At 68.4% G+C, this 19,428-nt stretch carries 16 protein-coding genes; 12 read left to right on the forward strand and 4 right to left on the reverse strand.

Going from position 1 to position 19,428, the window contains the following annotated elements; all coding sequences use genetic code 11:
* The first annotated feature begins 80 nt into the window (after window positions 1-80).
* The 10 genes from carB (at window position 81) to aat (ending at window position 11,398) form a co-directional block, all read left to right on the forward strand.
* Window positions 81-3,554, forward strand: coding sequence for a carbamoyl-phosphate synthase large subunit (gene carB, locus HNR01_RS14450; protein WP_017486726.1), 3,474 nt, complete (start codon window positions 81-83; stop codon window positions 3,552-3,554).
* A 135-nt stretch (window positions 3,555-3,689) separates the two neighbouring features.
* Window positions 3,690-4,166: a transcription elongation factor GreA gene (greA, locus tag HNR01_RS14455; protein ID WP_183668416.1), complete on the forward strand. Its 477-nt coding sequence runs from the start codon at window positions 3,690-3,692 to the stop codon at window positions 4,164-4,166.
* Window positions 4,167-4,171: 5 nt separating this feature from the next.
* Entirely contained in the window at window positions 4,172-4,666 is a 495-nt protein-coding gene (locus HNR01_RS14460; protein WP_183668418.1) for a hypothetical protein, read from the forward strand.
* A 33-nt stretch (window positions 4,667-4,699) separates the two neighbouring features.
* Complete coding sequence (locus tag HNR01_RS14465; protein ID WP_017486729.1) at window positions 4,700-5,779, forward strand: mitochondrial fission ELM1 family protein; 1,080 nt, start codon at window positions 4,700-4,702, stop codon at window positions 5,777-5,779.
* Window positions 5,780-5,934: 155 nt separating this feature from the next.
* Window positions 5,935-6,909: a thioredoxin-disulfide reductase gene (gene trxB / locus HNR01_RS14470; RefSeq protein ID WP_096484194.1), complete on the forward strand. Its 975-nt coding sequence runs from the start codon at window positions 5,935-5,937 to the stop codon at window positions 6,907-6,909.
* A 388-nt stretch (window positions 6,910-7,297) separates the two neighbouring features.
* The gene (locus HNR01_RS14475) at window positions 7,298-8,188 is read left to right on the forward strand and encodes a LysR family transcriptional regulator (protein WP_012452953.1); all 891 of its coding nucleotides are present in this window, start codon (window positions 7,298-7,300) and stop codon (window positions 8,186-8,188) included.
* Between the two features lie 115 nt (window positions 8,189-8,303).
* Window positions 8,304-8,759: a type II 3-dehydroquinate dehydratase gene (aroQ, locus tag HNR01_RS14480; protein ID WP_017486732.1), complete on the forward strand. Its 456-nt coding sequence runs from the start codon at window positions 8,304-8,306 to the stop codon at window positions 8,757-8,759.
* A gap of 16 nt (window positions 8,760-8,775) precedes the next feature.
* On the forward strand, window positions 8,776-9,249 hold the full coding sequence (accB, locus tag HNR01_RS14485) for an acetyl-CoA carboxylase biotin carboxyl carrier protein (RefSeq protein ID WP_017486733.1): 474 nt from the start codon (window positions 8,776-8,778) through the stop codon (window positions 9,247-9,249).
* 10 nt (window positions 9,250-9,259) lie between these two features.
* Complete coding sequence (gene accC, locus HNR01_RS14490) at window positions 9,260-10,627, forward strand: acetyl-CoA carboxylase biotin carboxylase subunit (RefSeq protein WP_183668229.1); 1,368 nt, start codon at window positions 9,260-9,262, stop codon at window positions 10,625-10,627.
* Window positions 10,628-10,723: 96 nt separating this feature from the next.
* Window positions 10,724-11,398: a leucyl/phenylalanyl-tRNA--protein transferase gene (gene aat, locus HNR01_RS14495; protein WP_183668231.1), complete on the forward strand. Its 675-nt coding sequence runs from the start codon at window positions 10,724-10,726 to the stop codon at window positions 11,396-11,398.
* 117 nt (window positions 11,399-11,515) lie between these two features.
* On the opposite strand, the gene HNR01_RS14500 is transcribed toward aat, so the two are convergent.
* Window positions 11,516-12,139, reverse strand: a complete 624-nt coding sequence (locus HNR01_RS14500; protein ID WP_183668233.1) for a TetR/AcrR family transcriptional regulator — start codon at window positions 12,137-12,139, stop codon at window positions 11,516-11,518.
* A 47-nt stretch (window positions 12,140-12,186) separates the two neighbouring features.
* Here HNR01_RS14500 and HNR01_RS14505 point away from each other — a divergent pair, with 47 nt between their 5' ends.
* Entirely contained in the window at window positions 12,187-12,666 is a 480-nt protein-coding gene (locus HNR01_RS14505; protein ID WP_183668235.1) for a monooxygenase family protein, read from the forward strand.
* A 54-nt stretch (window positions 12,667-12,720) separates the two neighbouring features.
* Here HNR01_RS14505 and HNR01_RS14510 read toward each other — a convergent pair whose 3' ends face one another.
* The 3 genes from HNR01_RS14510 to HNR01_RS14520 all read right to left on the reverse strand — a co-directional run bounded on the left by HNR01_RS14510 (window position 12,721) and on the right by HNR01_RS14520 (window position 15,142).
* Window positions 12,721-13,380, reverse strand: a complete 660-nt coding sequence (locus HNR01_RS14510) for a DUF2155 domain-containing protein (RefSeq protein ID WP_017486738.1) — start codon at window positions 13,378-13,380, stop codon at window positions 12,721-12,723.
* A gap of 102 nt (window positions 13,381-13,482) precedes the next feature.
* Window positions 13,483-14,580 (reverse strand): SMP-30/gluconolactonase/LRE family protein, encoded by a 1,098-nt coding sequence (locus HNR01_RS14515; protein WP_183668236.1) that lies wholly within the window; start codon window positions 14,578-14,580, stop codon window positions 13,483-13,485.
* Window positions 14,581-14,725: 145 nt separating this feature from the next.
* On the reverse strand, window positions 14,726-15,142 hold the full coding sequence (locus HNR01_RS14520) for an NADH:ubiquinone oxidoreductase subunit NDUFA12 (protein ID WP_017486740.1): 417 nt from the start codon (window positions 15,140-15,142) through the stop codon (window positions 14,726-14,728).
* A 521-nt stretch (window positions 15,143-15,663) separates the two neighbouring features.
* Here HNR01_RS14520 and HNR01_RS14525 point away from each other — a divergent pair.
* Window positions 15,664-19,395 carry a vitamin B12-dependent ribonucleotide reductase gene (locus HNR01_RS14525; protein ID WP_183668238.1) on the forward strand — a complete coding sequence of 1,244 codons (3,732 nt, stop codon included), beginning with the start codon at window positions 15,664-15,666 and terminating at the stop codon, window positions 19,393-19,395.
* Window positions 19,396-19,428: the final 33 nt, after the last annotated feature.

Here is a 19,428-nt window from a genome sequence, read left to right on the forward strand (position 1 = left end):
GCGCCTGCGCCCCCTTGGCACCGCCCTCGAACCGGCGGCGCGCGAGGGCGAGCGCGCGCGAACTCGATTCAAGGCGCTCAATGCCGAAACGCACCGACATCTCCTCCATCCTCATCATCGGTGCGGGCCCCATCATCATCGGGCAGGCCTGCGAATTCGATTATTCCGGCACCCAGGCCTGCAAGGCCCTGCGGGAAGAGGGCTACCGGATCGTCCTGGTGAATTCGAACCCGGCGACGATCATGACCGACCCGGACATGGCCGACGCCACTTACGTCGAGCCGATCACCCCGGAGGTCGTGGCCAAGATCATCGAGAAGGAGCGGCCCGACGCCCTCCTGCCCACGATGGGCGGCCAGACCGCGCTCAATTGCGCGCTGTCGCTCAAGCGCATGGGCGTACTTGAGAAATTCGGCGTGCAGATGATTGGCGCCACGGCCGAGGCCATCGACAAGGCGGAGGACCGCAATCTCTTCCGCGACGCGATGACCAAGATCGGTCTGGAGACGCCGAAATCCGCGCTCGCCAACGCCTCCGCCGCCAAGAAGGCCGACCGCGACCGCTACCTCGCCGAGAAGGCCAAGATCGAGGCCGCGCAGTCCGATCCGGCCGCACGCGAGGCGGCGCTCGCCGAGTTCGAGCGGCAGTGGAGCGGCGGCGAGGGTGAACGGCGGCGGCGCTACATCGAGCACGCGCTGGGTCAGGCGCTGATCGCGCTCGCCGAAGTCGGCCTGCCGGCGATCATCCGTCCCTCCTTCACCATGGGCGGCACCGGCGGCGGCATCGCCTACAACCGCGAGGAGTTCCTCGAGATCGTCGAGCGCGGCATCGACGCCTCGCCGACCAACGAGGTGCTGATCGAGGAGAGCGTGCTCGGCTGGAAGGAGTACGAGATGGAGGTCGTCCGCGATCGGGCGGACAACTGCATCATCGTCTGCTCGATCGAGAACGTCGATCCGATGGGCGTTCACACCGGCGATTCGATCACCGTCGCCCCGGCGCTCACCCTCACCGACAAAGAGTATCAGGTGATGCGCGACGCCTCATTGGCGGTGCTGCGCGAGATCGGCGTCGAGACCGGCGGCTCGAACGTCCAGTTCGCGATCAACCCCGAGAACGGGCGGATGATCGTGATCGAGATGAACCCGCGCGTGTCGCGCTCGTCGGCGCTGGCCTCGAAGGCCACCGGCTTCCCGATCGCCAAGGTCGCGGCCAAGCTCGCCGTGGGCTACACCCTCGACGAGATCGCCAACGACATCACCGGCGGGGCGACCCCGGCCTCGTTCGAGCCGACGATCGACTACGTCGTCACCAAGATCCCTCGGTTCGCGTTCGAGAAGTTCCCCGGCGCGGAGCCGACGCTGACCACCGCGATGAAGTCGGTGGGCGAGGCGATGGCGATCGGGCGCTGCTTCGCGGAATCGCTGCAGAAGGCCCTGCGCTCGCTGGAGACGGGGCTGACCGGCCTCGACGAGATCGAGATCGAGGGCCTCGGCAAGGGCGACGACCACAACGCGATCAAGGCTGCGCTCGGCACGCCGACGCCGGACCGGCTGCTCAAGGTCGCCCAGGCCATGCGCCTCGGGATCAGCCATGAGGAGATCCATGCCTCCTGCAAGATCGATCCGTGGTTCCTGGAGCAGCTCCAGGCCATCGTCGATCTGGAGAACCGGGTGAAGGCGCACGGTCTACCCAGGAGCGCGGGCGCGTTCCGCCAGCTCAAGGCGGCCGGTTTCTCCGATGCGCGGCTCGCCGTGCTTGCCGACACCGACGAGGACGCCGTGCGCGCCGCCCGCCGGGGCCTCGGCGTGCGGCCGGTCTTCAAGCGGATCGACACCTGCGCCGCCGAGTTCAAGGCGCCGACCGCCTACATGTACTCGACCTACGTCGCGCCCTTCGCCGGCCAGACCGCCGACGAGGCGTACCCGTCGGACCGCAAGAAGGTCATCATCCTCGGCGGCGGCCCGAACCGGATCGGCCAGGGCATCGAGTTCGATTATTGCTGCTGCCACGCCTGCTTCGCGCTGACCGAGGCCGGCTACGAGACCATCATGGTCAACTGCAACCCGGAGACGGTCTCGACCGATTACGACACCTCCGACCGGCTCTATTTCGAGCCGCTGACGGCGGAGGACGTGCTGGAGATCGTCGAGACCGAGCGGCAGGCGGGCCAGCTCCACGGCGTGATCGTGCAGTTCGGCGGCCAGACCCCGCTCAAGCTCGCCCGCGCGCTTGAGGGCGCCGGCGTGCCGATCCTCGGCACCTCGCCGGACGCCATCGACCTCGCCGAGGACCGCGACCAGTTCAAGCGGCTCCTCGACAAGCTCGGGCTCAAGCAGCCCAAGAACGGCATCGCCTACTCGGTGGAGCAGAGCCGGCTGGTAGCGGCCGAACTCGGCCTGCCCTTCGTCGTGCGTCCGAGCTACGTGCTGGGCGGGCGCGCCATGGCGATCATCCGCGACGAGGCGCAGTTCGCCGAGTACCTGCTCGGCACCCTGCCGAGCCTGATCCCCTCCGACATCAAGGCGCGCTATCCCAACGACAAGACGGGGCAGATCAACACGGTGCTGGGCAAGAACCCGCTCCTGTTCGACCGCTACCTCTCGGACGCCACCGAGGTCGACGTGGATGCGGTCTGTGACGGGCAGAGCGTGTTCATCGCCGGCATCATGGAGCACATCGAGGAGGCGGGCATCCATTCGGGCGATTCCGCCTGCTCGCTGCCCCCGCGCACCCTGTCGCCGGAGCTCATCGCCGAGCTGGAGCGGCAGACCAAGGCGATGGCCCTCGCCCTCAAGGTCGGCGGCCTGATGAACGTGCAGTACGCGATCAAGGACGGCGCGATCTACGTGCTGGAGGTGAACCCGCGGGCGTCCCGCACGGTGCCCTTCGTCGCCAAGGTGATCGGCGAGCCGATCGCCAAGATCGCCGCGCGGATCATGGCGGGCGAGCGCCTCGACGGCTTCGGCCTGAAGCCCAAGCAGCTCGACCACATCGCAGTGAAGGAGGCGGTGTTCCCCTTCGCCCGCTTCCCCGGCGTCGACGTGCTGCTCGGGCCCGAGATGCGCTCGACCGGCGAGGTCATCGGCCTCGATGCCGGCTTCGGTGTGGCCTTCGCCAAGAGCCAGCTCGGCTCCGGCACGGCGGTGCCGCGCACCGGCACGGTGTTCGTCTCCGTGCGCGACGACGACAAGCCCCGGGTGCTGCCGACGATCCGGCTGCTCTCGGACCTCGGCTTCACCATCCTCGCGACCGGCGGCACGCAGCGCTACCTGGCGGACGAGGGCATCCCGACCCAGCGCATCAACAAGGTGCTGGAGGGCCGTCCCCACATCGTCGATTCGATCAAGAACGGCGACATCGCCCTCGTCATCAACACGACGGAGGGGGCCGGCGCGCTCTCCGACTCGCGCTCGCTCCGGCGGGCGGCCCTCTTGCATAAAGTGCCGTACTACACCACTCTCGCCGGCGCGATGGCGGCGGCCGAGGGGATCAAGGCCTATCTCGAAGGCGATCTCCAGGTGCGTGCCTTGCAGGAATACTTCGCGGCCTAAATAGACGTTCGTGTGCCGGGTGGCCCGCCGAGCGGAGGCGGGCGGCCCGGGGCCACACATCGAGAGCCGTTATCCCGGCCCGGAAGGAGCGCATGCTCCGGCCGGGCCTCTTCATTGTGGCGCGAGACCATGAGCATCGACAAGCTTCCCATCACGGCCCGCGGCTACGCAGCCCTCGAGGAGGAGCTGAAGCAGCGCCAGCAGGTGGAACGTCCCCGGATCATCCAGGCGATCTCCGAGGCGCGCGCTCTGGGCGACCTCTCCGAGAACGCCGAGTACCACGCCGCCAAGGAGGCCCAGTCCCACAACGAGGGCCGGGTGATGGAACTCGAGAGCATGATCGCGCGGGCCGAGATCATCGACACCTCGAAGCTGTCTGGCTCGAAGATCAAGTTCGGCGCCCGGGTGAAGCTCGTGGACGAGGACACCGAGGAGGAGAAGACCTACCAGCTCGTCGGCGAGCCGGAGGCGGATGTGCGCGAGGGCCGCGTCTCGATCTCCTCGCCCATCGCGCGCGCCCTGATCGGTAAGGCGGTCGGCGATACGGTGGAGGTCACCACGCCCGGCGGCGGCAAGTCCTACGAGGTCGTCGCCGTCGAGTGGGGGGCCTGACCCCGGTGCGCCTTGCCGGTCTTGCGGCGCTGCTCGCCCTGCTCGGCGGGATCGCTCCCGCCCCGGCGCAGGATTTCGGCCGGCTCGGCGGCGTGTCCGTCGATGTGAGGCCGCTGCAGGCCTACGCCCGAGGCCCTCAGACGCAAGCGCTGCGGGCGGATCTGACCGAGGCGCTGCAGCGCAGCTTTGCTGACCGCTTGGTGCGTGGCGGCCCGACTCTGGTGGTGCGGGTGAACGGTCTTTCGCTCACCCCCTATGCCGGCGGAGAGGGCTTCGGCCGCGGCGGCAGTCTCGGCGGCGGCGGCGCGACCGACTATCTCGACGGCGAGGCCCTGCTGGTCGGACGCGGGGGCGAGATCCTTGCGCGTCACCCGCAGCTCTCGGCCCTGCCCGCGAGTTCCGGCGGCGCGTGGTACGATCCAGCCTCCGAGCGGCGCCGGGTCGCAGCGCTGGCCGAGCACTACGCGCAGTGGCTGCGGCGGAGACTCCCGGCCCCGTAGGCCGGGTTTCATGGGACCAGGGGTTTGCGTCGCGTGAACGAACAAGGGCCGGTCAAGGCCGACGGCAGCGTACCGCCGGAACTCGCGCGGGCTCGCACCTGGATCCTCACCGACGGCAAGGCCGGCGACGAGAACCAGTGCGTCGGGATCGCCGAGGCGCTGGGCCTCTCCTACGAGACGCGGCGGATTCCGGACGGGCGACCCCTGACCTGGATGGCTCCCTGGGGGCCGATCGATCCGCGCGACGCGCCGGGCCGGGCGGGCGGCCTGCTGCGGGGACCGCTTCCCGACGTCCTGATCGCGTCGGGACGGCGCGCCGTGCCCTATCTGCGCGCCGTGCGCCGTGCCTCGGACCGGCGCACCTTCACGGCCTTCCTCAAGGATCCGCGCACCGGCCACGACACGGCGGATTTCATCTGGGTTCCCGACTACGACGACCTGCGTGGGCCCAACGTCTTCACCACGCTCACCGCGCCGCACCCTGTCTCCCGCGCCCGGCTCGATGCCGCCCGCACGACCCCCGATCCGCGGCTCGCGCGGCTGCCCTGGCCGCGCATCGCCGTGCTGATCGGCGGCGACAGCCGGCATCTGCGCTACCGCAAGGCCGACATGCAGCGGCTGGTACGCGACCTCACCAAGCTTGCCGAGGGCGGCTGCTCGCTGATGCTGACAGTGTCCCGGCGCACGCCGCCGGATCTGCGCACCGCCCTCGAAAACCTGGTGAGGGAGAAGGGCGGCTTCTTCTGGGACGGCAGCGGCGAGAACCCCTATGTCGGCATGCTGGCGATCGCCGACCACATCGTCGTCACCTCGGATTCCGCCAACATGGTCGGCGAGGCCGCCAGCACCGGCGTGCCGCTCCTGCTGTTCGACCTGCCGCGCACCTATATCCGGCACAGGCGGATGTTCGCGGGCCTTGCCATGGCCGGCGCGCTGAAGCCCTTCATCGGGCGCCTGGAGGCTCTGCGCTACGCCCCGATCGACGCGACGCCGGAGATCGCCGCGGCTCTGGCCGAGGCTTATGTGCAGCATCGCCGGCGCTTCGCGGCGGGGGGATCGGATGAGGGCCGGCCCGCGCCGGCCTTGATCGCGCCTCCGCGCGGATCGCTCTGAGGCGGCAGCCGGACGAGACGGGACGTTCTCACGCGTCCCGATCCTCGGAAGGAAATATTTGCCCGCGTCGTGCAGGATCGGACGCGACGGAACACAGGACGAGTGGACGGCCGGCCCTTCGGAGACCGCCCGCCCCCGAACAGGAGACGGCACAGATGGCGCACACCCATGCGAGGCTCGTGATCATCGGCTCGGGGCCGGCCGGCTACACCGCCGCGATCTACGCCGCCCGCGCCATGGTCGAGCCCCTGCTGATCTCGGGCTTCCAGCCCGGCGGCCAGCTGATGATCACCACCGACGTCGAGAACTATCCGGGCTTCGCTGAAGCGATCCAGGGGCCCTGGCTGATGGAGCAGATGCGTCTCCAGGCCGAGCATGTCGGCACGAAGATCGTCTCGGAATACATCACGAAGGTCGATCTCAAGGTGCGTCCGTTCCGGCTCGAGGCCGATTCCGGCGAGACCTACACCTGCGACGCCCTGATCATCGCCACGGGCGCCCAGGCGAAGTGGCTCGGCCTGCCCTCGGAGGCGAAGTTCCAGGGCTTCGGCGTCTCGGCCTGCGCCACCTGCGACGGCTTCTTCTTCCGCGGCAAGGACGTGACCGTGGTCGGCGGCGGCAACACCGCGGTCGAGGAAGCCCTGTACCTCGCCAACCTCGCCAAATCCGTCACCGTGATCCACCGCCGCGGCGAGTTCCGGGCAGAGCGCATCCTGCAGGAGCGCCTGTTCAAGCACGCCAACGTCTCGGTGAAGTGGCACCACGCGGTGGAAGAGATCTGCGGCTCCGACACGCCGCCCTCGGTGACGCATCTGCGCCTGAAGGACCTGCGCTCCGGCGAGATCGTCGAGCAGCCCACCGACGGCCTGTTCGTCGCCATCGGCCACCAGCCCGCCACCGCGATCTTCGAGGGCCAGTTGCCGATGCGGCACGGCGGCTACATCACCGTGACGCCGGGCACGACCGCGACCGAGATCCCGGGCGTGTTCGCGGCGGGCGACGTCACCGACGACGTCTACCGTCAGGCGATCACGGCGGCCGGAATGGGCTGCATGGCGGCGCTGGAGGCGGAGAAGTTCCTGGCCAATCTCGATGTCGGCGAGAGCCCGGCCAAAGCCGCCGCCGAGTAAGCCGCCGACCCGGCGCCCCGCGGGCACGGACCCGTCCGCCCTCGCGGGGCCGCAGGCCCCGAATGTTTCGCGGGCATTTCAAGTACTGTCCAAAACAACGCCCTTTTCGCCATCGTGTCGGATACGGTGACCGACGGGGAACAGATGCTGTCGAAGCATTGAAGACGTTGTTTGATACGCATTTCCCTGTTGATGGCGAAAATGACGCAACCAAATCGCAAGGTTGCCGTCATAACCTGAATGCTGCGGGAGCCAGCAGGTTACGCGAGGACGCCTTTCGTCGGGCACGGCGGGGCAACAGACTGGCGTCGTGCAACGCCCGAAGGTTGTGGTCCCCCGTGATGGGTTGACCGCGACGGGCCGACCTCGACGGGCGGGAGTGACGGCCTTGGATTGGGACAAGATCCGGATTTTCCTCAACGTCGCGGAAGCCGGCAGCTTCACGCGGGCGGGCGACGACATCGGGCTCAGCCAGTCGGCGGTGAGCCGGCAGATCAGCGCCCTCGAGCGCGAGCTGAAGGCGCCGCTGTTCCACCGGCATGCCCGCGGCCTGATCCTGACCGAGCAGGGCGACCTGCTGTTCCGCGCCGCCCGCGACATGAAGCTCCGGCTGGAGAACACCCGCGCCCGTCTCGTCGAGACCAGCGAGCGCCCCTCGGGCGACCTGCGGGTGACGACGACGGTGGGCCTGGGCACCTCGTGGCTGTCGCAGCGCGTCTCCGAGTTCCTCGACCTCTACCCGGATGTGCGCATCGAGCTGGTGCTCACCAACGAGGAACTGGACCTCGCCATGCGCGAGGCCGACATCGCCATTCGCATGCGCCGGCCGGCCCAGCCGGACCTGATCCAGCGCCGGCTGTTCACGGTGCATTACCACGCCTTCGCGAGCCCCGATTACGTCAAGCGCTTCGGCGAGCCCAAGACCATCGCCGACCTCGACGAGCACCGCCTCGTCTCCTTCGGCGGCAACGAGCCGTCCTACCTGCTCGCCACCCACTATCTCGCCAGCATCGGCCGCGAGGGCGACGACCGCCGCCCGGTCCACTTCACCGTCAACAACATCGCCGCGCTCCACAAGGCGATGGAGGCGGGCATCGGCGTCGGCATCCTGCCGGACTACGCCGTCGACGGGAACGAGAGCCTGGTCCAGGTGCTGCGCGAGAGCGAGATGCCGACGATGGAGAGCTATCTCGTCTATGCCGAGGAGATGCGCTCGGTCGCCCGCGTCCAGGCGTTCCGCGATTTCCTCGTGAACAAGGCGCAGCGCTGGACTTATTGAAGCGTGGCCGGGCCGCCGGCCGACAAGCGCCCTTGTCGCGCCCCGACTCCCTCGTCTAAGACCGCCCATCCCGCCGGGCGGTTCGCGAAGCCTCCGGCCGACGAAGCCGGACGGCATGATCGCGATCCACTGCCTCAACGGGCCGAACCTCAACCTCCTCGGCACGCGCGAGCCCGGCATCTACGGCGCGGCGACCCTCGCCGATATCGAGCAGAGCCTGCGGGAACGCGCAGCCCGCCTCGATATCGCCCTGACCTTCCGTCAGACGAATCACGAGGGCGAACTGGTGACGTTCGTGCAGGAGGCGGGGGCCGCCGGAGCCGGGGTGCTCATCAACGCCGCCGCCTACACGCACACATCGATCGCACTGCGCGATGCGATCAAGGGCGCGGGGGTGACGGCGGTGGAAATCCACCTCTCGAACGTCCATGCCCGCGAGGAATTCCGGCACGTATCGCGGATCGCCCCGGTCTGCGCCGGTGTGATTTCGGGTTTCGGTCCCCACAGCTACATTGTCGGGCTCGATGCTCTCGCCCATCTCCTGCGCGGACAGCTCCCGTCCGCCTCCTGACGTGAACCAAGAGCCGATGGCCAAGAACGAACCCTTCGATCCCGAATTGGTGCGCGAGCTCGCCCGGATGGTCGCCGAGACCGATCTGAGCGAGATCGAGGTCGAGAAGGGTGACTTGCGCATCCGCGTCGCCCGCAAGATCGAGGCGGTCTCGGTTCAGGTCGCGCCCGCCGCCCCGGCTATGGTCGCGGCGGCGCCCGTCGCGGCGGCGCCGGCTGCCATGGCGCCCGCCCCCGCCAAGTCCGGCGCCGGCCATCCCGGCGCGGTCCCCTCCCCCATGGTCGGCACCGCCTATCTGCGGCCGTCGCCCGACGCGAAGCCGTTCATCGAGGTCGGCACGAAGGTCCAGGCCGGCGACAAGCTGCTGCTGGTCGAGGCGATGAAGACCTTCAACGAAATCGTCGCGCCCCGCGCCGGCACGGTGACCGCGATCTTCGTCGAGGACGGGATGCCGGTCGAGTACGGCGAAGCCCTCCTCGTTCTCGAGTAGCCTCCCCGCGATGTTCGACAAGATCCTGATCGCCAACCGCGGCGAGATCGCACTTCGCATCCTGCGGGCGGCGAAGGAGCTCGGTATCGCCACCGTCGCGGTCCACTCGACGGCGGACGCCGATGCCATGCACGTGCGGCTCGCCGACGAGAGCGTCTGCATCGGCCCGCCGGCCGCCCGCGACAGCTACCTCAACATCCCCTCGATCATCGCCGCCTGCGAGATCACCGGGGCGGATGCCGTCCATCCGGGCTACGGCTTCCTGTCGGAGAATGCCCGTTTCGCCGAGGTGCTGGCGCACCACAATATCGGCTTCATCGGTCCCAAGGCCGAGCATATCCGGGTGATGGGCGACAAGATCGAGGCCAAGCGCACCGCCAAGCGCCTCGGTATCCCCTGCGTGCCGGGCTCGGAGGGCGGGGTCAGCGACCCCGACGAGGCCAAGCGGGTCGCCGCCGAGATCGGCTATCCGGTGCTGGTGAAAGCGGCCTCCGGCGGCGGCGGGCGCGGCATGAAGGTCGCCCGCTCGGAAGCCGAGCTGGAACAGGCGCTCGACATGGCCCGCACGGAGGCCAAGGCCGCCTTCGGCGACGACGCGGTCTACCTCGAGAAGTACCTGACCAAGCCGCGCCATATCGAGGTGCAGATCCTGGGCGACGGACGCGGCGGCGCCGTGCATCTGGCCGAGCGCGACTGCTCGCTCCAGCGTCGCCACCAGAAGGTCTGGGAGGAAGGCGGCTCGCCCGCGCTCAACGCCGAGATGCGCGCCGAGATCGGCGGCATCTGCGCCAACGCCATGCGCGAGCTCAGCTATCTCGGCGCCGGCACCATCGAGTTCCTCTACGAGGACGGGCGGTTCTACTTCATCGAGATGAACACGCGGATCCAAGTGGAGCATCCCGTCACCGAGATGATCACCGGGATCGACCTCGTGAACGAGCAGATCCGGGTCGCGGCCGGCGGCGGCCTGTCGGTGGTTCAAGAAGACATCAAGGTCGAGGGCCACGCCATCGAGTGCCGGATCAACGCCGAGCATCCGTCGACCTTCCGCCCCTCGCCGGGCCTGATCACCTATTTCCATCCGCCGGGCGGCCTCGGCGTGCGGGTCGACTCGGCAGCCTTCCAGGGCTACCGCATCCCGCCGCACTACGACTCGCTGATCGGCAAGCTGATCGTGCACGGCCGCACCCGCAACGAGTGCCTGATGCGCCTGCGCCGGGCGCTCGACGAGTTCGTGGTCGACGGCATCGACACCACGCTTCCGCTGTTCCGCACGCTGGTGCGCAATGCCGACGTCCAGAACGGCCAGTACGACATTCACTGGCTCGAGAGCTTCCTCGCCCGCGAGGAAGCCGCCGGCGTCGAGCCGCGGCGCTGAGGGACGGGGCCCGACGCCCTGTCACCTCCGCCTCCTCGTCACGCCTGCGCCCGAGTACCGGCTGGCGCTCGGGCCGGGAGCGCGCGACAACGTCCGATGCACGACAGGCATCCCGTGGACATCACGCCCGACATCCTGCTCAAGGCCTATGCCGCCGGGATCTTCCCGATGGCCGAGGATGCGGACGATCCGACGATCTACTGGGTCGAGCCCCGCGCCCGCGGCGTGTTGCCCCTCGACCGCTTTCACGTGCCCCGGCGACTCGCCCGCACCGTGCGCTCCAACCTGTTCGAGGTCGTTAGCGATCGGGATTTCGATGCGGTGATCGACGGCTGCGCCGCCCCGCGCCGAGATACGGCCCGCACCTGGATCAACGCCCGCATCCGCGATCTTTACGGCGCCTTGTTCGATCTCGGCCATTGCCACACGATCGAGGTCTACCACGAGGGGCGCCTTGCGGGCGGGCTCTACGGCGTATCGCTCGGAGCCGCCTTCTTCGGCGAGAGCATGTTCCACGAGGTGCGTGACGCCTCGAAGGTCGCTCTGGTCCACCTCGTCGCCCGGCTTCGCGCGGGCGGCTACCGGCTCGCCGACACGCAGTTCCTGACGGAGCATCTCAGCCAGTTCGGAGTCGAGGAGGTGCCGCGCCACATCTACAAGCGCCAGCTCGCCGCCGCGATCACCGAGCGCGCCGAGTGGGGCCCGCGGGACCGGGTGTTTCGTGGCAGCCAAGCGCTGGCTGCCCTCGGGATCGGCAGCACAGAGTCCTAGTCGAGGTTTCGAAAGGAGAAATCCTCTCGCGGGTCCAGAGCAGAGCCCTGGAAGGACATCGGGGCGCTGCCCCGAGACCCTGCCAAAGGGATGATCCCTTCGGGATCCCGGCCTCGACTATCCGGGAATGGGTTCGAGCCTCAGGAGCCGGCCGGCGAACGACGCCGCCGCGCGCGGATCGGCGCGCACGGCTTCGCCGACCATGCCGTCGATGACGAGCGAGGCGATGCCGTGAACCAGCGCCCAGGAGCGCAGCGCTTCCTCGGCCGCGACCGCTGCCGGCACCATCGTGGCGACGCGCTCGGACAGCACCGCGTAGGCCGCCGCCGACGCCTCACACAGGCCATGAGGTCGCGATCCGCCGGAGCGCGCCGCGAACATCAGGCGGAACAGGCCGGGCTGGGTGCAGGCGAAGGCGACGTAAGCCTCCCCTTGGGCGTACAGAGCCTCCCGCTTCGCGGCCTCGCCCCCCCCTTCCCGATCGGCCGCCTCAAGCGCCGCACGCAGGCGCTCGAAACCGACCGCCGCCACCGCCGCGAGCAGGGCATCCTTGTCGGGAAAGTGCCGGTAGGGCGCCATGGCCGAGACGCCGGCCCGCCGCGCCGCCTCGCGCAATCCGAGGGCGGACGCATCGCCCCCCTCCTCCAGGATCGACAGTCCGGCCGCGACCAGCGTCTCGCGCAGATCGCCGTGATGATAGCCGCCCTTACCCGATCCCGCCTCGGACCTCGATGTTGACACTGTAAACGCCTTACCTATGATTACGGTGTAAACATGGAGTCGATGCCATGCGAGCGTCGGATGAGCAAGCGGTGCGGGACTCCCGCCCTCGGCGAGACTCGGTCGATCTCTCGGGCTATCCCGATCTCGTGGTGGTCTATCTCGGCTTTCGGGTCGGCCGGCTGCGGGGCCTGAGGGCGCTGCTCGGCATCGGACGCGGCCTGAGCCAGGTACAGCGGGAAATGCCGGACGGGCTGCTCGCGCACGAAAATCTCGTCTACGGCCTCAACCATATCGGCATGCGGCAGTATTGGCGCGATCTGGAGAGTCTGGAGGCCTTCACCCGCTCCGACCCGCACAAGACGTGGTGGCGGGATTTCAGCCGCGACGCGGCCGGCAACGGCTTCTGGCACGAGGCCTACCGGCTCTCCGGCGGGATGGAGGCGATCTATGTCGGCATGCCGCGCCCGATCGGGCTCGGCACCTTCGCCGCCGCCCGCCGGCCGGAGGGGCCGTTCATGACCTCGCGGCAGCGTCTGGCTTCGTAGGAAGCCGATGGAACACCGTCCCGAAGGCCGGTGACCACCTTTCGAGAGGAGGCCCTACCGGAAGATCGCGTCGAAGATCGATTGCGGCTCGCGCGGGGGCGGCGGTGCCGGGGCCGGGCCCTCGTTGTTCGGGAAGAATTTCCGCGAGGGCTTCTGCTTGGGCTGGACCGGCACGCCACGCGGGCCCTCGACGTCGACCTGACCGTTCTGGTTGACCTGCTGGGCGGTCTTGGTCGGGTCCGCCCCCTTCTTCTTCGGCTTGTCCTGGCGGGAGGCGAGCGCGGGCACGTCCTCCTGCTCACGCGCCTCGGCGATCACATCGGTGCCGCCCTTACAATCGGTCAGCCACACATCGTAGATCGGGTGCTCGATGGCGTGCAGCCCCGGGCTCGCCGCGAACATCCAGCCCGTGAAGATGCGCCGGTACTTGCTGTCGAGCGTCACCTCGTCGACTTCGAGGAAGGCCGTGGTCTTCGGCGTCTCGGTGGGCGGCCGCGAGTAGCAGACCCGCGGCGTGAGCTGCAGGGCGCCGAACTGCACCGTCTCGTCGATGGAGACCTCGAAGGTCACGATCCGGCCGGTGATCTTGTCGAGGCCGGAGAAGACCGCGGTCGGGTTCTTGATCTTGTCGGCGGAAGCCGGCAGCGCGGACAGGACCAGCGCCAGCGTGCCGAGCGCGGTCCGGCGCAGAACGGTTGCGGGGATGCGGCTCAAGGCGCCCTCTTGAGTCTGGCTCCGGCCGCCACGGCCGGCAAACGATCCGGCCGTTCCAACACCCCAAGGGTGGTCGAAAAAGGGCGGCCGCGCCGTTTGCCCCTAGTTCCGCACCGGCTTGGCGCCGATCGACATGCGGAAGATCGTGGTCGGAAACGCGATCTTCGCCGTGCCGCCGTTCATCGCCTTGCTGCGGTTCATCTGCGCGGCCGGAATCCACAGCCCGCCCTCCTCGTCGATCCACATCGCGTCACCCCAGACCAGCCGCGGATCCTGCACCAGCGTGCTCTGGGTGCCGTCGGGCGCAAATTTCAGGATGCGCAGATTGTCGGTGTCGGAGGCGTAGAGGTTGCCGTCAGCATCGATCGCGGTGCCGCCGGTCGAGACCGTGGCGGCGAACAGCTCGACATGCTTGCCGCGCTCGGTGTCGCTGGCCCCCGCATCGTCGAGCCACTTCGTCTCGATCCGGTAGAGTGGGCCGGTGCAGGCCTGATAGTAGAACCACTTGCCGTCCGGCGAGACTTCGAGCTGGTCGGCGTGAATCGCGATCGGCTTGTCCTTCGGATCGAGCAGCACCCTGTTCTCGCCGGTGAGCGGACGCTGCGATACGGTCGAGGGATGTCCGTCGAGCGCGCGCCGCAGCGAACCGTCGTCGAGGTCGAGGACGATGATCCCGGGCTGGCCGGCATCGGTCAGGTAGACCTTGCGGTTGTGGAAGCGGAAATCGTCGATGAAGCTCTTGTCCGTGGTCGCCCCCTCCAGGGGGAAGACCTTGCGGACCTTGTTCGCCGAGAGATCGATCTGCACGAGCTTCGGACCGCCGGGCAGCGGCGCCCCGCCGAGTTCGGCCGCCCCCTTGTCGACCACCCAGAGGTCGCCATCCGGGCCGATGCGGATCGCATTGGCGCCGACGAAGGCCTTTGAGGCGTCGTCACCGGTCTTCCAGCCGTTCCAGGCGGCATCCGGATAGGGCACGGGCCTGCCGTCGACCCACTCGCCCAGCTCGATCCCCTTGTCCTTCTGCTGGCGCTGGAACGGCGAGAACAGCCGCCCGTCCTTGGACCGGGTAATGCCGTTGAAGACGAGGCTTTCGGACTTCAGGACCGGTGTCAGCTCGGCCTGCGCCTGTGCATCGGCCTCCTGGGCCTGCACAGCGCCGGTGCCGAGACACAGCAGCAGGGCCAACGTCGTCGCTCGCATGGGTCTTGCCCCCTCATCCTTCGATGAAGGGACAAGGCCCGACGCGCCGATCCGTTCACCGGCCCGGCACCCAAGAGGCTGACCTCAAGAGGCTACTGACTCAAGAAGCTTCTGCCGTGAAAGGCTTTTGCAGCGAGAGGACGGGCTACTCGCCCGGCGTCCAGGGGACGTAGTCGCCGGTGGCAGCGGGCCGCTGGCCCCAGGAGAGCTGCGAACCCTTCGGCCGGTAGGCGGCCGCCGTGCCGGTGAGGTTCTCCTCGTGGGCCTTCTGCCACTCGCGAGGCTTGTAATCCTCCTCGCTCGGCGCCGTATCGCCGTTGTGGCAGAGCCATGCGCGCCAGCCCGGCGGCACGCGAGAGGCGTCGGCGTAGCCGTTATAGACCACCCAGCGCCGCTCCGAGCCGACCGAGCGGTCGATCAGCGGCCCTTGCGCCTTGTAGTACTTGTTGCCGAGTTCGTCGGAGCCGACGAACGTGCCGCTGCGGGCGGTGTAGAGCGCGAGCGAGACGGTCTGCCCGTTCCACCACGTGAAGATGCGCAGCAGCGTGTCCTTGAGGGCCATGGTTCCTCCGGCGGGCGACGGGTCCGCGGGCGCCGTCGCCGGGCCGTTATGGTCGTCACGCGCGCGCGAGTCCAGCGCCCTGCGGCGCTGTCGCATTTTCGGCACGCCGAGACCGCCTCGTGCGGCCGTTAACCTTATCAAACCGGCCGGTGAGGCTTCCGGGCTCGGCCCTGCCTGTGAATCGAAAAAATTTCCCGCACGATTCATTGAGGCCGAAAGGCCACTTAGCGACACGCCTCGGATATCCACAGGTTTATGGCGCAGAACACAACATCTAGCGCGGAACACGGGTAGCCGGCACTAGTTATTGACGCAGATGGCCGCCCGGACGTAAGGTTCGGGCATCGCTTCGGACGGCTCGGCGGGGTTTGGCAAAGACCCTGTTTCCGCATGACGGACAGTCCTCCCACCTGACGGGATGAGGGGGACATGGACCGGCCGGGGCAAGTTCCGGCTTTTCATCCAAGCATCGCGGCGCGCGCCGCGGCACGGGGCCGCTTGGCTCCGAGGGAGAGGGATTCATGCGGTTCGAGCGGCGCTACACCACGGCAGGCCAGTCTCCCTACGCGTCCATCACCTTCCGCAAGGCGGTGAGTGAGATCCGCAACCCGGACGGCTCGATCGTCTTCCGGCTCGACGGCATCTCCGTGCCCGAGAGCTGGAGCCAGGTTGCCGCCGACGTTCTGGCCCAGAAGTACTTCCGCAAGGCCGGCGTCCCGGCCCGCCTGAAGCGGGTCGAGGAGAACAGCGTTCCCTCCTTCCTGTGGCGCTCGGTGCCGGACGAGGCCGCGCTCAGCGCGCTGCCCGAGGAGGAGCGCTACGTCTCCGAGATCTCCTCGACCCAGGTTTTCGACCGGCTCGCCGGCTGCTGGACCTACTGGGGCTGGAAGGGGGGCTACTTCTCCTCGGAAGACGACGCCTCGGCCTTCATGGACGAGTTGCGCTTCATGCTCGCCCGCCAGATGGTGGCGCCGAACTCGCCGCAATGGTTCAACACCGGACTGCACTGGGCCTACGGCATCGACGGCCCGAGCCAGGGCCATTTCTACTGCGACCCGAAGACCGGCGCGCTGACGAAGTCGGCGACCGCCTACGAGCACCCGCAGCCGCATGCCTGCTTCATCCAGTCGGTGCAGGACGACCTCGTCAACGAGGGCGGCATCATGGACCTGTGGGTGCGTGAGGCCCGCCTGTTCAAGTACGGCTCCGGCACCGGCTCCAACTTCTCGATGCTGCGCGCTGAGAACGAAAAACTCGGCGGCGGCGGCAAGTCGTCGGGGCTGATGTCCTTCCTCAAGATCGGCGACCGGGCGGCGGGCGCGATCAAGTCCGGCGGCACAACCCGGCGCGCCGCCAAGATGGTGATCGTCGATATCGATCACCCCGACATCGAGGCCTTCATCGACTGGAAGGTGAAGGAGGAGCAGAAGGTCGCCGCGCTGGTGACCGGCTCGAAGGTCGTCTCGAAGCACCTCACCCTGGTGATGAAGGCCTGCACCCAGTGCGAGGCCGAGGGCGACGCCTGCTTCGACCCGGAGCGGAACCCGGCGCTGAAGCGCGAGATCAAGGCCGCCCGCAAGGCGATGGTGCCGGATGCCTACATCAAGCGCGTGGTGCAGTTCGCCCGCCAGGGCTTCACCAAGATCGAGTTCCCCGTCTACGACACCGACTGGGATTCCGAGGCCTACCTCACGGTGGCCGGTCAGAACTCCAACAACTCGGTCTCGCTGACCGACACATTCCTGCGCGCCGTCGAGACCGACGACGATTGGAGCCTGACCTCGCGCACCACGGGCAAGGTCACCAAGACCGTGAAGGCGCGCGAGCTGTGGGAGAAGATCGGTGAGGCCGCCTGGGCGTCCGCCGATCCGGGCCTGCACTTCAACACCACGATGAACGACTGGCACACCTGCCCGACCGGCGGGCGGATCCGGGCCTCGAACCCGTGCTCCGAGTACATGTTCCTCGACGACACGGCCTGCAATCTCGCCAGCGCCAACCTGCTGACGATGTACGACCGGCAGTCGAAGCATTTCGACGTCGAGGCCTTCGAGCACCTCAACCGGCTCTGGACGGTGGTGCTCGAGATCTCGGTGATGATGGCGCAGTTCCCCTCGAAAGAGATCGCCGAGCTTTCCTACAAGTACCGCACGCTCGGCCTCGGCTACGCCAATATCGGTGGCCTGCTGATGACCATGGGCCTGCCCTACGACTCGGATCAGGGCCGGGCGCTGGCCGGTGCGCTCACCGCGATCATGACGGGCGTGGCCTACGCCACCTCCGCCGAGATGGCGGCCGAGCTCGGCACCTTCGAGGCGTACCCCGAGAACGCCGATCACATGCTGCGGGTGATCCGCAACCACCGCCGCGCCGCCCATGGCGAGGCCGCCGGCTACGAGGGCCTCAACGTCGCCCCCGTGCCGCTCGACCACGCCAACATCCCTCAGGCCGATATCGGCGCCCATGCCCGCGCCGCCTGGGACCGCGCGCTGTCGCTCGGTGAAGCGCACGGCTACCGCAACGCGCAGGCCACGGTGATCGCGCCGACGGGCACGATCGGCCTCGTGATGGATTGCGACACCACCGGCATCGAGCCCGACTTCGCGCTGGTGAAGTTCAAGAAGCTCGCCGGCGGCGGCTACTTCAAGATCATCAACCAAGCGGCCCCCGACGCCCTGCGGGCGCTCGGCTACCGCGAGGCCGAAATCGCCGAGATCGAGGCCTACGCCGTCGGCCACGGCTCGATGGGTCAAGCCCCGGCGATCAACCCCGGCAGCCTGCGCGCCAAGGGCTTCACCGATGAGAAGATCGCGGCGGTGGAAGCGGGTCTGAAGTCGGCCTTCGACATCAAGTTCGTGTTCAACCGCTGGACGCTCGGCGACGACTTCTTGAAGGACACCCTCAAGGTGCCCGCCGAGAAGCTGGCCGACCCCACTTTCGAACTCCTCCCGTTCCTCGGCTTCACCAAGAAGGAGATCGAAGCCGCCAACACCCATGTCTGCGGGGCGATGACGCTGGAGGGCGCGCCGCATCTCAAGCATGAGCACTACGCGGTGTTCGATTGCGCCAACCCGTGCGGCCGCACCGGCAAGCGCTACCTCTCGGTCGAGAGCCACATCCGCATGATGGCGGCGGCGCAGCCCTTCATCTCGGGGGCGATCTCCAAGACCATCAACATGCCCAACGACGCCACGGTCGAGGATTGCAAGGCGGCCTACCTGCTGTCCTGGCGCCTCGCGCTGAAGGCCAACGCCCTCTACCGCGACGGCTCCAAGCTGTCGCAGCCCCTCAACGCCGCGCTGATCGCGGACGACGAGGACGAGGCGGAGGACGCGCTCGAGGCGATCATCCAGGCGCCGGCCGCGGCCAAGGCGGCGGCGGCGGCGGAGAAGATCGTCGAGCGGGTGATCGAGCGCGTGGAACGCATTCGGTCGCGTGAAAAGATGCCGGACCGCCGCAAGGGCTACACCCAGAAGGCGGTGGTGGGCGGACACAAGGTCTATCTGCGCACCGGCGAGTACGACGACGGGCGGCTCGGCGAGATCTTCATCGACATGCACAAGGAAGGCGCCACCTTCCGCAGCCTGATGAACAACTTCGCCATCGCGATCTCTCTCGGCCTCCAGTACGGCGTGCCGCTGGAGGAATACGTCGAGGCCTTCACCTTTACCCGCTTCGAGCCGGCGGGCTTCGTGCAGGGCAACGACGCGATCAAGAACGCGACCTCGCTGCTCGACTACGTGTTCCGCGAACTGGCGGTGTCCTATCTCGGTCGGACCGATCTCGCCCACGTCAACCCGTCCGAGATCGGCGGCACGGTGCTCGGCGGCGGCGAAGGCGACACCACCCGCGAATCCGGCAAGCCGACACCGGCGGCCTCGGCGATCGTTTCCCGCGGTCTGCTGCGGGGGTCGGCCGACCGGCTCACCCTGATCCAGGGCGGTCCGGGGGGCGCCACGACGGGCGTCGGCGCAGCGGCGACGGGCCAGTCGGCGCCTGCGGGCGGGACGGTCCATGCCGTGCGCGGCGCCACCGCCCTGAAGGCGGAGCCGCAGAGCGTCGGCAGCATCGAGACGCTGCCCTTCGCCAAGCCGGAATCGAAGGCGGAACGCAGCGTCGCGGATCGACGGGCCGAGGCGAAGATGAAGGGCTATGTCGGCGAGGCCTGCCCGGAATGCGCGAACTTCACGTTGGTCCGCAACGGCACCTGCCTGAAGTGCGACACCTGCGGGTCCACAACAGGGTGCTCGTGATTATTCCGTAGACACGATGTTGTGAGAGAACCC

Origin of the sequence: Methylorubrum rhodesianum, from assembly GCF_014199985.1 — a bacterium.
Taxonomy (GTDB): Bacteria; Pseudomonadota; Alphaproteobacteria; order Rhizobiales; family Beijerinckiaceae; genus Methylobacterium; species Methylobacterium rhodesianum.

Excerpts from the sequence above, each read along its gene's own strand:
- carB (WP_017486726.1), top strand. The coding sequence starts at position 81 with ATGCCGAAACGCACCGACATCTCCTCCATCCTCATCATCGGTGCGGGC.
- trxB (WP_096484194.1), top strand. The coding sequence starts at position 5,935 with ATGGCGCACACCCATGCGAGGCTCGTGATCATCGGCTCGGGGCCGGCC.
- aroQ (WP_017486732.1), top strand. The coding sequence starts at position 8,304 with ATGATCGCGATCCACTGCCTCAACGGGCCGAACCTCAACCTCCTCGGC.
- accB (WP_017486733.1), top strand. The coding sequence starts at position 8,776 with ATGGCCAAGAACGAACCCTTCGATCCCGAATTGGTGCGCGAGCTCGCC.
- accC (WP_183668229.1), top strand. The coding sequence starts at position 9,260 with ATGTTCGACAAGATCCTGATCGCCAACCGCGGCGAGATCGCACTTCGC.
- aat (WP_183668231.1), top strand. The coding sequence starts at position 10,724 with ATGCACGACAGGCATCCCGTGGACATCACGCCCGACATCCTGCTCAAG.
- HNR01_RS14505 (WP_183668235.1), top strand. The coding sequence starts at position 12,187 with ATGCGAGCGTCGGATGAGCAAGCGGTGCGGGACTCCCGCCCTCGGCGA.
- HNR01_RS14515 (WP_183668236.1), bottom strand. The coding sequence starts at position 14,580 with ATGCGAGCGACGACGTTGGCCCTGCTGCTGTGTCTCGGCACCGGCGCT.
- HNR01_RS14520 (WP_017486740.1), bottom strand. The coding sequence starts at position 15,142 with ATGGCCCTCAAGGACACGCTGCTGCGCATCTTCACGTGGTGGAACGGG.
- HNR01_RS14525 (WP_183668238.1), top strand. The coding sequence starts at position 15,664 with ATGCGGTTCGAGCGGCGCTACACCACGGCAGGCCAGTCTCCCTACGCG.